11 protein-coding genes are annotated in these 13,683 nt (G+C 72.9%); 5 read left to right on the forward strand and 6 right to left on the reverse strand.

Annotation, left to right across the window (positions count from 1 at the left end):
• Positions 1-47: 47 nt before the first annotated feature.
• From ACJOT3_RS07865 to ACJOT3_RS07880, 4 genes are all read right to left on the reverse strand, one after another.
• Positions 48-1,760 (reverse strand): ABC transporter substrate-binding protein, encoded by a 1,713-nt coding sequence (locus tag ACJOT3_RS07865; protein ID WP_406970405.1) that lies wholly within the window; start codon positions 1,758-1,760, stop codon positions 48-50.
• Positions 1,761-1,963: 203 nt separating this feature from the next.
• Positions 1,964-2,989 carry an ABC transporter permease gene (locus ACJOT3_RS07870; protein WP_406970355.1) on the reverse strand — a complete coding sequence of 342 codons (1,026 nt, stop codon included), beginning with the start codon at positions 2,987-2,989 and terminating at the stop codon, positions 1,964-1,966.
• A gap of 362 nt (positions 2,990-3,351) precedes the next feature.
• Positions 3,352-5,040: a glucose-6-phosphate isomerase gene (gene pgi / locus ACJOT3_RS07875; protein ID WP_406970357.1), complete on the reverse strand. Its 1,689-nt coding sequence runs from the start codon at positions 5,038-5,040 to the stop codon at positions 3,352-3,354.
• A gap of 247 nt (positions 5,041-5,287) precedes the next feature.
• Complete coding sequence (locus ACJOT3_RS07880; RefSeq protein ID WP_406970359.1) at positions 5,288-6,130, reverse strand: ion transporter; 843 nt, start codon at positions 6,128-6,130, stop codon at positions 5,288-5,290.
• A 208-nt stretch (positions 6,131-6,338) separates the two neighbouring features.
• Here ACJOT3_RS07880 and ACJOT3_RS07885 point away from each other — a divergent pair, with 208 nt between their 5' ends.
• Positions 6,339-6,653 carry a hypothetical protein gene (locus ACJOT3_RS07885; RefSeq protein ID WP_406970407.1) on the forward strand — a complete coding sequence of 105 codons (315 nt, stop codon included), beginning with the start codon at positions 6,339-6,341 and terminating at the stop codon, positions 6,651-6,653.
• A 106-nt stretch (positions 6,654-6,759) separates the two neighbouring features.
• Here ACJOT3_RS07885 and ACJOT3_RS07890 read toward each other — a convergent pair whose 3' ends face one another.
• Positions 6,760-7,473: a FadR/GntR family transcriptional regulator gene (locus ACJOT3_RS07890; protein WP_406970361.1), complete on the reverse strand. Its 714-nt coding sequence runs from the start codon at positions 7,471-7,473 to the stop codon at positions 6,760-6,762.
• 193 nt (positions 7,474-7,666) lie between these two features.
• On the opposite strand from ACJOT3_RS07890, the gene ACJOT3_RS07895 reads away from it, so the two are divergent.
• The 4 genes from ACJOT3_RS07895 (at position 7,667) to ACJOT3_RS07910 (ending at position 11,897) form a co-directional block, all read left to right on the forward strand.
• On the forward strand, positions 7,667-8,455 hold the full coding sequence (locus tag ACJOT3_RS07895) for a (Fe-S)-binding protein (protein ID WP_406970363.1): 789 nt from the start codon (positions 7,667-7,669) through the stop codon (positions 8,453-8,455).
• Positions 8,452-9,891 carry a lactate utilization protein B gene (locus ACJOT3_RS07900; protein WP_406970365.1) on the forward strand — a complete coding sequence of 480 codons (1,440 nt, stop codon included), beginning with the start codon at positions 8,452-8,454 and terminating at the stop codon, positions 9,889-9,891. The genes ACJOT3_RS07895 and ACJOT3_RS07900 overlap by 4 nt, the downstream gene beginning before the upstream one ends.
• Entirely contained in the window at positions 9,888-10,529 is a 642-nt protein-coding gene (locus ACJOT3_RS07905) for a LutC/YkgG family protein (RefSeq protein ID WP_406970367.1), read from the forward strand. The genes ACJOT3_RS07900 and ACJOT3_RS07905 overlap by 4 nt, the downstream gene beginning before the upstream one ends.
• 147 nt (positions 10,530-10,676) lie before the next feature.
• On the forward strand, positions 10,677-11,897 hold the full coding sequence (locus ACJOT3_RS07910) for an alpha/beta hydrolase (RefSeq protein WP_406970369.1): 1,221 nt from the start codon (positions 10,677-10,679) through the stop codon (positions 11,895-11,897).
• 100 nt (positions 11,898-11,997) lie between these two features.
• Here ACJOT3_RS07910 and ACJOT3_RS07915 read toward each other — a convergent pair whose 3' ends face one another.
• Positions 11,998-13,503, reverse strand: a complete 1,506-nt coding sequence (locus ACJOT3_RS07915; RefSeq protein WP_406970371.1) for a cytochrome P450 family protein — start codon at positions 13,501-13,503, stop codon at positions 11,998-12,000.
• Between the last annotated feature and the right edge of the window lie 180 nt (positions 13,504-13,683).

The raw sequence follows: 13,683 nt of genomic DNA on the forward strand, positions 1-13,683 counted from the left end.
GGCGGTGGCCCGCGTCGTCACAGGCCACCGCCCCCGGCGGATCGGCGTCACTCGTTGGTGGTGCCAAGCGACATGTAGTCATACATGGAGTAGCCGGCGTGGTAGTACACGTTGGTCAGGTTCGGCGGCCGGTACATGACGGTGCGCTCGAACACCGCCGGCAGGATGACCGCCTGCTCCATGGCCCGCTCGTCGATCTGCGTGTAGATCGAGGCGCGCTCATCGGGGTCCTCGATCGTCACGACCTCGTCGAACCAGTCGTTGACCTGGTCGTCGTCGAACTCGGAGATGTTGGAGTTGCCCGCGTCCTGGATGGCGTCGCCGTCCAGGATCTTGCTCATGAACCCGTAGCCGCTGGCCCAGTCCGGGGCCCAGCCGTACACGGTCAGACCCAGGTTGTTCTCGTGGACGAAGTCCGGGGAGCCGGCCTGGGTGTTGGTGTAGGTGTCGGACGGGTACTGCTTGATCTCGACCTCGATGCCCACCCGGGACAGGGCCTGCTGGACGGCCTCGGCGGTGCTCACGTCCGAGGGCCGGTCGGCGCGGGCGCCGATGGAGGTGGAGAACCCGTCGGGCTGCCCGCACTCCTCCAGCTTCTCCCGGGCCCGGTCCAGGTCGCCCTTGTTGTCGTCGGACGGGTACAGGTCCAGGCTCGGGTCGGCGCCCGGCAGCGCCGTGGGCATGATCTGGGTGGCGATGTCACCGCCGGTGTCGCCGCCCCAGGCGCGGTGCAGGGCGTCCCGGTCGGCGGCGAACATGACCGCCTCGCGGCAGGCCTGGTCGTTCAGCGGCTCGACCACGGTGTTGATGTTGACGTAGCGCAGGGTGTTGGTCTGCGGGTTGTCGACGCTGGCGCGCCGGGCCTCGTCGGTGATGAGGCTGCCGCGCATCGCCGGGCCCACGCCGACACCGGCCATGTCCACGTCGAGCTCGCCGTTGACCAGGCGCTGGTCGATCTCGTTCTGGTCGACGCCCAGCTGCACCTCGATGCGGTCGGGCAGCGCCTTGCGGGTGGGGTCGGTGGAGGCGTCCCACTGGTCGTTGCGGACCAGGTTCAGGGACACGCCCGGCCGGTACTCGCCGTCGAACTTGTACGGCCCGGAGGAGACCACCTGGCTCTGGTACTGCTCGCCGCGGTCGGCGTCGGGCGGCACCGGCGCGGTCTGCGGCTGGATGAGGACGTACGGGAACTCCGAGAAGCTCTTGTTGAGGTGGAAGACCAGGGTGTGGTCGTCCGGCGTCTCGATGCCGTCGAAGCCGTCGAGCGGGTCGCCGTCGGTGGCGTAGGGCCCCTCGTAGTCGTCGCTGTCGGCCAGCAGCTGCTGGAAGTACTTGGGCCCGTTGGGCAGGGCCTGGTCGCCGAAGTTGCTGCGGGCGATCGCGTACTTGATGTCCTGGGCGGTGATCTCCGACCCGTCCTCGTACTTGAGCCCCGGTTTGAGGCGGACGGTCCACTCGGTGGAGTCCTCGTTGGCCTCGGGCATGTCCTCGGCCAGGTCGGGCTGGAGTTCGGTGCCCGCCTCGCCCGCGGCCTCGGTGTAGGTGAGCAGGGTGCGCGCGTAGTAGCGCGTGAAGTTCCAGCTGAACGCGTAGTAGGTGTTGCCCGGGTCCGGGGAGTCGAAGTCCGAGGAGATGGCGTACCGCAGGGTGCCGCCGGTCTGGTCGGACGGGTTGACCATCTCCGTCTCGCCCTGGTTGAACTCGGCGTCGACGTCCCCTCCGCCGCCGCCTCCGCCCCCGCCGCCGCACGCGGTCAGCATCAGGGCCAGGGCCGTGCCGACGGCCGCGGTGGCCGTGTACCGGCGCCCCCGGGGTGCCGGGGGTGTGCCGTCGTGGTGGGTGTTCACCTTGCCTCCAGGATCGGGTTACTGCGGGAACCGGGATCGGTCTGCTGCGAGGGGCCGTGCACGGTGCACGGCCCGGGGCCGGCCCGCCCTGGGCGGGCGGCGGCCGGCGGGGGAGGTCAGTCGGAGGAGCGCGGGTCGAAGGCGTCGCGCAGGCCGTCGCCGAACAGGTTGAACGCGAGCACGGTGACGAAGATGGCCAGGCCCGGGATGATCACGAAGTGCGGCGAGACGGTGTAGAAGCGCAGCGCGTTCTCCAACATGCCGCCCCAGGTGGCCGTGGGCGGGTTGATGCCGACCCCGAGGAAGCTCAGCGCGGCTTCGAACAGGATGTTCGTGGGGATGAGCAGGGTGGAGTAGACGAGGATGGGGGTGACGAGGTTGGGCAGGATCTCCTTGAACACGATGTGCGCGCTGCCCGCGCCCAGGCTGCGGGCGGCCTCGACGAACTCGCGCTCCTTGAGGGTGAGGGTCTGCCCGCGCACGATGCGCCCGATGTAGGGCCAGTTGAAGAACCCGATGATGAAGATCAGCACGCCGATGCGCAGCCCGTTGCCGGTGAGGCCGAAGGCGCCGTCGGGGATGACGCCGACCAGGGCGATGGCGAAGAGCAGCAGCGGGAAGGCTAGGAAGATGTCCATGGCCCGGCTGATGACGGTGTCGACCCAGCCGCCGAAGTACCCGGCGACGACGCCCAGGACGGTGCCGATGACGACGCACACGACGGTGGCGACGGTGGCGACCAGCAGCGAGGTGCGGGCGCCGTAGACGATGCGGCTGAACAGGTCGCGGCCGTTGACGGGCTCGACGCCCAGCAGGTGGTCCGGACCGATACCGCCCCAGGGGTCCAGGCCCAGGGCGGGGTCGTCGGGGTCGCGCAGGATGCCGCCGGTGAGGGGGTCGACGAGCTGCTGGTTGAACTGGTTGGGCGGGTAGCCGAACCAGGCGGTCAGCAGCGGGGCGAAGAGCGCGACGAGGATGAGCAGCACGACGACGATCCCGCCGGCCATGCCGACCTTGTCCTTGCGGAACCGCTGCCAGGCGATCTGGCGCAGCGAGCGGCCGGCGGCGTTCTTCGCCCCCGCGACCACCGCCTCGGGCTCGGCGTGCTGGGACGACTCGGGCACGTCCATCGGCGCGGTCATGTGTGGCCCTGCCCTCCGCATATCGCTTTACGTAGTAGATCGACTACGTAGAGCTTGCACGAGTGGCGTGCCGATTTCCAACATCCGCGCCGGAACCCCGCCCCGCGTCCGGAACGTCCCCCGGGCCGCCCGCTCCACCGCCTTCCCCTGGGCCCGCGGTTCGGCGCCGCCCCGCAGCGGCGGGCACGGCGGCCGCAACGGCACCTGCCCGTATATCGGCCGCCGACGCGGGCCTGGCCCGTACCGACCGCACGCCCGTCACGGGTACGGCGCCCGGTCCGCAGCGGCGGGCACGGCGTACGACGGCCCCCTCCCCCGGCCGGTGGCGGCCCCCGCCCACCCCGGGCGGGGGCCGCCACCGGTCAGCGACCGCGGAGGGTGCGGTACCGGGCCACCAGCCCGGCGGTGGAGGCGTCCAGCCCTTCCACCTGCGCGCCTTCGGTCAATGCCGGCTCGACCCGCTTGGCCAGGACCTTGCCCAGCTGCACCCCCCACTGGTCGAAGGAGTTGATGTTCCACACCGCGCCCTGGACGAACACCTTGTGCTCGTACAGCGCCACCAGCTGCCCCAGCACCGACGGGCTGAGCCGCTCGGCCAGGATCGTGGTGGTGGGGCGGTTGCCCGCGAAGGTGCGGTGCGGGACCAGCCCGGCCGGGACCCCCTCCCCGGCGACCTCCTCCGCGGTCCTGCCGAAGGCCAGCGCCTGCCCCTGGGCGAACAGGTTGGCCATCAGCAGGTCGTGCTGGGGCACCAGTGCCTTGGGCAGGTCGGGCGCGGGCTCGGCGAACCCGATGAGGTCGGCGGGCACGAACCGGGTGCCCTGGTGCAGCAGCTGGAAGTACGCGTGCTGGCCATTGGTGCCCGGGGTGCCCCACACGATCGGCCCGGTCCCCCAGCCGACCGGCCGCCCGTCGCGCTGCACCGACTTGCCGTTGGACTCCATGTCCAGCTGCTGGAGGTAGGCGGCGAAACGCGACATGTGGTGGCTGTAGGGCAGCACCGCGTGGCTCTCCGCCTCCCAGAACCCGCCGTACCAGATGCCGAGCAGCCCCAGCAGGAACGGCAGGTTGCGCTCGGGCGGCGCCGTCGCGAAGTGGGTGTCCATCAGGTGGAACCCGGCGAGCATCTCGCGGAACCGCTCCGGGCCGATCGCGATCATCAGCGACAGGCCGATGGCCGAGTCGTAGGAGTAGCGGCCGCCCACCCAGTCCCAGAAACCGAACATGTGCCCGGTGTCGATCCCGAACCGGGCCACCTCCTCGGCGTTGGTGGAGACCGCCACGAAGTGCCGGGAGACGGCCTCCTCCGCGCCCAGGCCCTCCACCAGCCACCGGCGGGCGGCGGTGGCGTTGGTGATGGTCTCGATCGTGGTGAAGGTCTTGGAGGAGACCACGAACAGGGTGGTGGCCGGGTCGGCGTCCACCAGCGCCTCGTGCAGGTCGGCGCCGTCGACGTTGGACACGAACCGGAACTCCAGCCCCCGGTCGGTGTAGGGCCGCAGCGCCTCGTAGGCCATGGCCGGGCCCAGGTCGGAGCCGCCGATGCCGATGTTGACGATCCGCCGCACCGGCTGCCCGGTGTGGCCGAGCCAGCGCCGCGCCCGCACCCGGTCGGCGAACTCCGCCATCCGGTCCAGCACCTCGTGCACCTCGGGGACCACGTTGCGGCCGTCGACCTCGATGACCGCCGAGCGGGGGGCGCGCAGCGCGGTGTGCAGCACCGCGCGGTCCTCGGTGAGGTTGACGTGGTCGCCGCGCAGCATGGCGTCGCGCAGCCCGGCGACGCCGGTGGCCCCGGCCAGGTCGGTCAGCAGGCGCAGGGTCTCGTCGGTGACGAGGTTCTTGGAGTAGTCGACGTGCAGGCCGCCGACGTCGAGGGTGAAGCGGTCGGCGCGGGCGGGGTCCGCCTCGAACAGGTCGCGCAGGCGGGTGCCGGCCAGCCGTTCGCGGTGCGCGCCCAGGGCCGCCCACTCGTCCCGGCGGTCCAGGGCCGGGGCCGCCCCGGCCCGTTCTCCGGTGTCCTCTGTGCGGGGGAGGGGTGTGGCAGACATCCGGTCGCTCCTCGTCGTCCGTAAGGTCCGGGTGCGCGGCGGACGGCGCGGGGCTCGGGTCCGCGCCGACACGGTGCCGCGTTGCGGCTGTCAAAACCACCTTGCCACGTCCGGCGGCGAAGACGGCGTTTTCCACAACCCCGGTTCCCACGGGCTTGTTCCGTTGTGATCCCGTGTGCGCTCGGGCCCTTCGACCGGCTCCTGTTCGACAGGTCCCGGTCGGCCGCCCCCGGTCGGCCCGGCCGGGTCAGCCTTGGCCGACCTCCTCGCGCTCGCGGCGCAGCTGCGCCACCTCCGCGCGCAGGGCCCGCAGTTCGGCGAGGATGAGCCGCTGCCCGTCGGGCCCCTCGCCGTCGGGGTCGGACCGCCCGCCGCCGGTCGGGCCCTCGCCGCCGCCCTCGGGCCGGTCGTCGTCGTCCTTCTCCAGCGCCTCCACCGCGACCGCGATGAACAGGTTCAAGGCGACCAGCGTCGACACCAGCACGAACAGGACGAAGAAGATCCACGCCATCGGCATGTGCTCCATGACGTCCTTGGCGATGGTGCCCCACCCGTCGGCGGTGGCGATCTGGAACAGGGTGAACAGCGAGGTGGGCAGGTCCGCGAAGTACTGCGGGGACACGTCGGCGAACAGCCGGGTGGCCATCACCGCCGCCACGTACAGCAGCAGGACGACCAGGAGCAGGATCGACAGCATGCCGGGCAGCGCCCGGAACAGCCCGGAGACCACGTGGCGCAGGCTGGGGATGACCGAGAGCAGCCGCAGGACCCGCAGCACGCGCAGCACCCGCAGGACGGCGAACGGCCCGGAGGCGGGCATCAGGGCGATGCCCACGATCACCATGTCGAACCAGCTCCACGGGTCGCGGAAGAACTCCGCCCGGTGGGCGTAGATCCGCAGCAGCAGCTCGACCACGAACAGCGCCAGGATGCACAGGTCGATGCCGTGCAGGAGCGTCCCGTGCTCCCGCATGATCCGCGGCGAGGTCTCCACACCGAGGATGACGCCGTTGATGAGGATGAGGGTGACGACGGTGCCCTGGAACCAGGAGGCGTCGACGATCGTGCGGACCCGTTGGCGCAGTGTCACGGGAGAGGGGGCTCCGTTCCTGGGGGGATGGGGAAGGCCGGGATGGGGGAAGGTCGAAATGGGAGTCGGAAAAGCCTACCGTCCGTGACGGACGCCGTTCCCCCTCTTGCCCTGCTCTGTCCGCTCGGACACTGGAATACCCCGCCTCGACCAGGCATGATCGGAAAGTAGGGGATGACCGAGGGTGAGGGGGACGCCCGTGGCCGAAGTGACCGAGGAGTCCGACGGGGAGCGCTGGGAGCGGTCCGAGGACATCGACGACGTGGACGCCGACATGGACGTGGGCGCCCCGGACCAGGACAGCGCGGTGGCCGAGTACCTGCTCGACCACCCGCACGGCCTGCGGATCGACGAGATCGAGGACCGCGGTTCCCTGGGGATCGGCGACGAGCTGCGCCGGGAGGTCCCCGAGCAGGCGCCCGAGCCGCAGGACGACGGTGCGCCCGTGCCCCGGCGCGAGGACCTGGCCCGGGTGCTGCGGGCCGAGGAGTTCGCCGACCGGCTGCGCGAACGCGGTGTGTGACCACGGCGGGTGACCGCGGTGTCCGACCACTGCGGGTGACCACGCCCCGGCCGCGTCCCGTCCGCGATCCGGCCCCGCCCGGGCCGCACGCGCCCCGGGCCCGGGCTCAGGCCCCGGTCGCCTCGCCGCGATCGGCCAGCTCGGCGGCGAGCCAGCGCTCCACCCGCATGACGTGGACGGTGGCGGCGGCGCGGGCGGCCTCGGGGTCGCGGGCCACCAGGGCCTCGTGGATGCGCCGGTGGTCCTCGCGCAGCTCGTCGGTGAACCCGGCCTCGCGGTGCCCGGCCCACACCCGCGCGTTGAAGGTCCGCGAGGACAGGCCCTGGTTGACGGCGGCCAGGGTGGCGTTGCCGGTGCTGGCGACGATGGCCTGGTGGAAGCCCAGGTCGGCGGTGACCGTCTCGGCCGCGGTGGCGGGGTCTCCGTCGATGTGGTCCAGGAGTTCGCCGATGCGCCGCAGGTCGGCGTCGGTGGCGCGGGCCGCGGCCAGGGCGGTGGCCCCGGGTTCGATCATCCGGCGGACCTGGAGGACCTCCAGGAGGGTGTCGCCGCGGGAGACCTCGGCCAGGACGGAGAAGGTCTCCAGCAGGTCGGCGGGGCGCAGGGCGGTGACATAGACGCCGGCGCCGTGGCGGGCCTCCAGGACGCCCAGGGTGGTCAGGGAGCGGATGGCCTCGCGCATGGAGCCGCGGGAGATGTCCAGCCGGGCGGCGAGGTCGCGTTCGGTGGGCAGGCGCTGGCCGGGGCCGACCTCCCCCGAGGCGATCATCTCCTTGACGCGGTCGACGGCCCGCTGGGTGACCGAGGTCCGGTCGTCCATGCGGCGCCCTCCCTGTTCTCATGGCTCTCGATCCGAAAAGAGATCATACCAATTCGGCGCATCGACCCCGAAGCACGGGATGAAACCACTGGTTCTTGCCCTCGTTTGTTCGCATGTGCGAAAGTGGTCTGACCACTGAGAGGCTCGTGGCGAGCAGGCCGCCCGCCGGTACGGCGCGGCGCGAAGGAGGCCCATGCGGATCGCGCTATTCATCACCTGTGTCAACGACACGCTCTTCCCCGACACCGGCCGGGCCGTGGTGCGCCTCCTGGAGCGGCTCGGCCACGAGGTCGTCTTCCCCCGGGACCAGACCTGCTGCGGCCAGATGCACTACAACACCGGCTACCGCCGCCCCGCGAGCAGGCTCGCCGTGCGGTTCGTGCGGACCTTCGAGGACGCCGACGCGGTCGTGGTGCCCTCCGGCTCCTGCGCGGCGATGATCCGCGACAACTACCCGCGCCTGGGGGACAGCGGCAGCCGGCTGTCCCGCAAGGTCGCCGCGCTGACCCCGCGTGTGTACGACCTCACCGAGTTCCTGGTGGACGTCCTGGGCGTCACCGACGTGGGCGCCTACTACCCGCACCGGGTCGTCTACCACCCCACCTGCCACGGGCTGCGCATGCTCGGCCTGGGCGACCGCCCCTACGAGCTGCTGCGCGCGGTGCGCGGCCTGGAGCTGGTCGAACTGCCCGGCGCCACCGAATGTTGCGGGTTCGGCGGCACGTTCGCGGTCAAGAACGGCGACGTCTCCTCGGCCATGGGCGCCGACAAGGCCCGCCACGCCGTGGAGACCGGCGCCGAGGTGCTGTGCGCCGTGGACAACTCCTGCCTGATGCACATCGGCGGCGTCCTCTCGCGCCAGCGCGCCGGGATGAGGGTCGCCCACATCGCCGAGATCCTGGCGAGCACCGAGAAGGACTTCGAGGGCACCGGGACCGAACCGGCCGACAAGGCCGACGAGAAGGAGGGTGCGGCCCGATGAGCAGCGCCACGTTCCTGGGCATGCCGCCCTTCCCCGAGGCGGCCCGCACCGCCGTCAAGGACTCGCGGCTGCGCTACAACCTGCGCAAGGCCACCCACACCATCCGCGACAAGCGCGGCCTGGTGGTGGACGAGCTGGGCGACGACTGGGCCCGGCTGCGCGCCGAGGGCGCCGCGATCAAGACCCACACCCTGCGCCACCTCGACCACTACCTGGAGCGGCTGGAGGAGTCGGTCACCCGCGCCGGCGGGCACGTCCACTGGGCCCGCGACGCCGCCGAGGCCAACCGGATCGTCACCGGCCTGGTCCAGGCCACCGGCGAGACCGACGTGGTCAAGGTCAAGTCGATGGCCACCCAGGAGATCGAGCTCAACAACGCCCTGGAGGCCGCGGGCATCACCGCCTACGAGACCGACCTGGCCGAGCTGATCGTCCAGCTGGGCGACGACCTGCCCTCGCACATCCTGGTGCCCGCCATCCACCTGGGGCGCTCCCAGATCCGGGAGATCTTCCTGGAGCAGATGGCCGAGTGGGGCACCCCCGCCCCGCCCGGGCTGACCGACGAGCCGCGGGCGCTGGCCGAGGCCGCCCGGGCGCACCTGCGCGAGCGGTTCCTGCGCACCCGCACCGCCGTCTCGGGCGCCAACTTCGCGGTGGCCGACTCGGGCACGCTCGTGGTGCTGGAGTCGGAGGGCAACGGGCGCATGTGCCTGACCCTGCCGCAGACCCTCATCTCGGTGGTGGGCATCGAGAAGATCGTTCCGACCTGGAACGACCTGGAGGTGTTCATGCAGCTGCTGCCGCGCTCCTCCACCGGCGAGCGGATGAACCCCTACACCTCGACCTGGACCGGGGTGACCCCGGGCGACGGCCCGCAGGAGTTCCACCTGGTGCTGCTCGACAACGGCCGCACCGACGTGCTGGCCGACACCGTGGGCCGCCAGGCGCTGCGCTGCATCCGCTGCTCGGCGTGCCTGAACACCTGCCCGGTGTACGAGCGCACCGGCGGCCACTCCTACGGCTCGGTCTACCCGGGCCCGATCGGCGCGATCCTCACCCCGCAGCTGCGCGGGATGGGGTCGGAGGTCGACGAGGCCCTGCCCTACGCGTCGTCGCTGTGCGGCGCCTGCTACGAGGTGTGCCCGGTCGCCATCGACATCCCCGAGGTACTGGTCCACCTGCGCGAGGAGGTCGCCGGAGGCCACGGTCACGCGGGCGAGAAGGCCCTGATGGCGGGGGCGGAGACGGTGTTCTCGTCCTCCCGGGCCCTGGGCGCGGTCCAGCGCGCCGCCGGGCTGGGCCGAGGCCTGGTCCCCCGGCACCTGCCCGGACCGGCCGGGGCCTGGACCGACACCCGCGACGTGCCCGACGTCCCGGCGGAGTCGTTCCGCCGCTGGTGGAACGGGCGCGACGGAAAGAAGGAGGAGGGCCGATGAGCGCCAGGGAAGCGATCCTGGCCCGGGTGCGGGCCGCCCTGGCCGACGTGCCCGCCGACGAGCCGGTGGACCGTCCGCGCGAGCAGGCCTACCTGGACTCCCACGCGGTGGGCCCCGCCCTGGAGGTGTTGGAGGACCGCCTGGTCGACTACAAGGCGCTGGTGCGCCGGGTGCCCGCCGACCGGGTCGGCGCGGAGGTGGCCGCGGCCCTGGCCCGGCGCGGCGCCCGCCGCGTGGTGGTGCCCCCGGGCCTGCCCGGGGAGTGGACGGCGCAGGCCGGTGTGGAGACCCTGGCCGACTCGCGGGAGGCGCCCCTGGCGGTGCACGAGCTGGACGCCGCCGACGGGGTGGTCACCGCGTGCGCGGTCGCGATCGCCGAGACCGGGACGATCGTGCTGGACGCCGGGCCCGACCAGGGGCGGCGCGCCATCTCCCTGGTCCCCGACTACCACCTGTGCGTGGTGCGCGCCGACCAGGTCGTGGACGGGGTGCCCCAGGCGGTGCGCCTGCTCGACCCGTCCCGTCCGCTGACCTGGATCAGCGGGCCGTCGGCCACCAGCGACATCGAACTGAACCGGGTGGAGGGGGTGCACGGCCCCCGCACCCTGGAGGTGCTGCTGGTCGAGACCGGATCCTGAGGGGGCCGCCGCGCCGGGGTGGGGGATCCCCCCGGTCCGGTGCGGTGGTCCTCTCAGGGGAAGGTCGGGGGAGGACCCGATGGTCCGATGGTGTCACGTTCCGTAGCGTCGGGGGCTGTACGCCGCCGTCGAAGGAACGGGAACCCCATGCCCCCTGTACGACATGACGACCGCCCGCCCCCGCGGCCCCGGAGCGGACGGCTCCTGACCGCCGCGCTCGCCCTGGCGCTGGCCGCCGTCCCCCTGGCCGCCGTCCCGGGTGCCGCCGCGGCCGATACGGCCGACGCGCCGGAGCTCCCGGAGCTCGCGCTCCCCGCCCCCACCGGCGGCCTCCCGGTGGGCCGCACCGACCTGCACCTGGTGGACGCCGACCGCGAGGACCTGTGGGTGGGCGGGCCCCGCGAGCTGATGGCGACCCTGTGGTACCCGGCCCGTTCGGACGCGGGCCGCACCGCCGCCTACATCACCGAGGGCGAGGCCCTGTCCTGGACCCGGGAGTTGGGGCTGCCCGAGGAGTACGCGCACGCGCTGCACCGGGTGGGCGTCCACTCCCGCACGGACGCCGCCCCCTCCCGCCCGGACGGCGACGGGTACCCGCTGGTCCTGGTGTCCCCCGGTGCCGGGCACAACGCGATGCTGTACTCCGCCGTGGCCGAGGACCTGGCCTCGCACGGCTTCGTGGTGGCCGGGATCGACCACGCTTACGAGGCTGGCCCGGTGGAGTTCCCCGACGGCCGGATCCTGGAATGCGACGCCTGCGGGCAGGAGCGGTGGGCCGAGGGGGCCGTCCAGCGGGGCGCGGACGTGTCCTTCCTGCTGGACCGGCTCACCGGGGCCGACGGCGCCGACCCCGCATGGCGGTGGTCGGAGGTCGTCGACGCGTCCAGGGTCGGTATGGCCGGGCACTCCTGGGGCGGGGCGGCCGCCGCCGAGGCGCTGCGCGCGGAGGAGCGGGTGGACGCCGGGATCAACTACGACGGCCCCTACTACCCGCCCGCGCTCGACACCGGAACGGACAAGCCGCTGGCCCTGCTCCAGCGGGACTTCGACGTCTCCGAGGAATGGGAGACGGGCTACCGGGAGTTCTGGCCCCGGTTGACCGGGTGGCGGCAGTGGATCCGCGTCACGGGCGGGGGCCACTCCAACTCCGTCGACCAGGGGCTGCTCACGGAGCAGCTCGGGCTCAGGGACATGTTCCCGCCCGACGACTGGCGCCGCCGCTACGGGGACCTCGGCACCGAACACGGGCTGGACCTGACGCGGGCCTACACGCTGGCGTTCTTCGACCACCACCTGCGCGGCGCCGACCCCGGGCTGCTGGAGGACCCGGCGGCCGTCCACCCCGAACTGGTCGTCGTCGACCCCTGACCCGGGCCTGTGATGCGCGTGTGGCCCCGGGCCCGGGTCGAATGAGCACGGCCCCGAGCCGGGGCCACGCCTGCTCGACCCCGGGCTAGAGCCACGCCTCTCAGCCCCGGGGGCGCCAGGTCGCCAGGAGCCGGTCCAGCGGGTCGGGGGTCTCCTCCTTCTCCGCGAAGGGCGCCTGGTAGCGGGCGCCCGCACCCTGCGGGGCGCGGCGCTTCCTGGGCCGGAGAGCGGGGACCACCGCCTCGGCGCGCTCTCCGTCCCCCTCGCCCGACCGGGCCAGCGGTGCCTGGTAGCGGGCGCCCTGCGCCGCGGGGCGCCGCTTGCGCCGGATCCACGTGCGCGCCGGTGTGCGCTCCCGGGGCTCCGCGCGCTGCTCGGCGCGCTCACCGGTGGCGGTGAACCACACCGGCAGCTCCTCCAGGCCGTGCACCGACAGCGAGGGCCGCCACCGCAGGTCGGCCGGCTCCACCGCCAGCACCATGCCGCGCAGCCGGTCCACGACGAGGTCGATGGCGGTGCGCACCAGCTCCCGGGAGAACGCCGTGGCCGGGCAGCGGTGCGCGCCCGCGCCCCACGACAGGTGCGACCGGTTCCCGGCCAGGGCCATCGCGTCGTCGGCGCCCCCCGACACCGACGGGTCGGTGTGCGCCGAGGCCAGCCCGAACAGCAGGGGTTCCCCCCGGCGGATGTGCGCTCCCGCGAACCGGATGTCCATGACGGGGTAGCGCCCCGCCAGCACCTGCAGCGGCGAGTCCGTCCACATGACGTAGTCGATGAAGTCCTCCGGGGTGAGGGTGCCGCCCAGGTAGGCGGTCCACACGCCGGGGTCCTCCAGCAGCTTGAGCAGGGCGTTGCCGATCAGGTGCGTGGTGGGCTCGTGCCCCGACTCCCACAGCAGGGACAGCGCCTCGACCGCCTCGTCGTCGGTGAGCGCGTTGGGGTGGGCCAGAAGTGTGCCGACCAGGTCCCCGCCGGGTTCGCGGCGCTTGCGCTCCACCAGCCCCTGGAAGTAGCCGCGCACCGCCCGCGCGGCGGCCGCCGTCTCCTGCGGGTCGCCGCTCCAGGAACGTTCGGCGAGGTCGGCGAGCATCCGCCCGTACTCGTCGGGCAGGCCGAACAGCTCGTTGAAGACCAGGGCGGGCAGCGGCGCCGCGTACTGGCCGATGAGGTCGGCGCTGCCCTCCGCGGTGATCCGGCCCAGCAGGTGCACGGCCGCGCGTTCCACGACGGGGACCAGCTGCGGGGTGCCGACCTTGGCCAGGGCGTCCACGATGGGGGTCCGCAGGCGCTGGTGTTCGGACCCGTCGTGGCCCAGCGCCTCGCTGCGCGCGGGTGCCCCGTCCGCGCGCCAGGGGCGCGGATCCGCGGAGAAGTAGGTCTGGTCCCGCAGGACCTGGAGGTTCTCCTTGTAGCCCAGCAGGAGCCAGCCCGGGACGCCCGGTCCCAGCTCCACCGGGACCAGCCCGCCGTGGCGTTCGCGCAGCTGCCGCCAGGGCAGTTCCCCTCCCCGGTGCAGTGCCAGGGCCCCGTCCGCGCTGTAGGGGCAGCGGGCCGCGCCCGCGGCCGAGGCGCCCTCATGGTCGGTGGGACCGGTTCCCTGGTGCATGGAGACTCCTCGGTGGCAGCGGTTGCAGGAGACGCTAGGGCCGGTATGTTTCCGGGATGCTTCCGCGAGGAAAGGTCCACCTTTCCGCGACGGACCCCCGGTCTCAGTCGGGGGCGAGACCGGATTGAGAGGTATGGCACGTGTTCGGCGTTCCGGCGGACCAACCGTGACGTTGCGCCC

It is taken from the genome of Nocardiopsis protaetiae, from assembly GCF_045446735.1.
In the GTDB taxonomy this organism is placed as follows: Bacteria; Actinomycetota; Actinomycetes; order Streptosporangiales; family Streptosporangiaceae; genus Nocardiopsis; species Nocardiopsis protaetiae.